The sequence below is a fragment of the Streptosporangium sp. NPDC053982 genome, from assembly GCF_055585205.1.
This window is the reverse complement of the sequence record NZ_JBVJKQ010000049.1, coordinates 1-1,419: the sequence shown is the minus strand read 5'-3', so window position 1 is coordinate 1,419 and position 1,419 is coordinate 1. Positions and strand designations below refer to the sequence as shown.

Here is a 1,419-nt window from a genome sequence, read left to right as displayed (position 1 = left end):
GGTTGCGTCCACGGAGGTGGTGTATGAGTTTCCCCAGCTAGCAGGCGTGGCGCCGTGAAATGAGAACGGCCATCGCGTGATCCTTCGAGTGCGAAGTCCAAGATCGAAGGAGAGAAGCGATGGCCGCGACCAACAGTGTGGACCCTGCCGCGTGGCTGGCTCAGCAGATCGAGCACGGCGATCCGGATCTGTTGCGATCCATGGTGAAGACCATGGCCGAGACGTTGATGTCGGCCGAGGCCGACGGCCTGTGCGGCGCCGGCTACGGCGAGCGCAGCGAGGATCGCACCAACCGGCGCAACGGCTACCGCAGCCGGGAGTGGGACACCCGCGCGGGCACCGTTGAGCTCGCCATTCCCAAGCTGCGCTCGGGAAGCTACTTTCCCGACTGGCTGCTGCAGCGCCGCCGCCGCGCCGAGCAGGCGCTGATCAGCGTGGTGGCCACCAGCTACCTGCTCGGGGTCTCCACCCGCCGCATCGACAAACTCGTCGAACAGCTCGGCATCACCGGGATCTCCAAGAGCCAGGTCAGTCAGATGGCCAAAGTTCTCGACGGGCAGGTGGAGGCCTTCCGCACCCGCGCCCTGGACGGCGGGCCGTATGCCTTCGTGTGGCTGGATGCGCTGACGCAGAAGGTCCGCGAGGGCGGGCGGACGGTCAATGTCCACGTCCTGGTCGCCACCGCGGTCAATGCCGACGGCCGCCGGGAGATCCTCGGCCTGGAGGTGTCGGCGGCCGAGGACGGCGCCGGCTGGCTGGCGTTCCTGCGCGGCCTGGTCGCCCGCGGCTTGAGCGGGGTGCAACTGGTCATCTCCGATGCCCATAACGGCCTGGTCGAGGCGATCGGCGCGACCGTGCCGGGCGCGTCCTGGCAGAGGTGCCGCACCCACTACCTGCGCAACCTGCTGACCACGGTTCCCAAGTCGGCGCAGCCGTGGGTGGCGACGCTGGTGCGGACCATCTTCGACCAGCCCGCCGCCGAGCAGGTCCGCACCCAGCACGCCTGGGTCATCGACGCCCTGGAGGCCAGGTATCCGGCCACCGCCGAGCACCTGGACGCCGCCCGCGAGGAACTCCTGGCTTTTGCCGCCTTCCCGAAGGAGACCTGGCGGCAGATCTGGTCGAATAATCCGCAGGAGCGGTTGAACAAGGAGATCAGGCGCCGCACCGATGTGGTCGGGATCTTCCCTGATCGCGGTGCGATCGTCCGTCTTGTCGGTGCGGTCTTGGCCGAGCAGACCGATGAGTGGACCGAGGCCCGCCGCTACATGGGCCTGGACATCCTGGCCAAGTGCCGGATGCGCCTGCTGGCCGGCGACACACCGCAACAGAGTCCCCTCCCGCAGACACTCACCGCTTAACCTGCAGAAACAGGATCACGCGAAGGGCAGCTCATACACCACTTCGCTGGACGTGACC

Annotated in this window: 1 protein-coding gene; it reads left to right on the top strand. The window is 67.7% G+C overall.

Annotated features, from left to right (window positions below):
• The first annotated feature begins 119 nt into the window (after window positions 1–119).
• Entirely contained in the window at window positions 120–1,361 is a 1,242-nt protein-coding gene (locus ACZ6W9_RS36965; RefSeq protein WP_470121862.1) for an IS256 family transposase, read from the top strand.
• Window positions 1,362–1,419 lie beyond the last annotated feature (58 nt).

What these genes read in the sequence shown, in the direction of transcription:
- ACZ6W9_RS36965 (WP_470121862.1), top strand. Translation starts at nt 120, where the DNA reads ATGGCCGCGACCAACAGTGTGGACCCTGCCGCGTGGCTGGCTCAGCAG.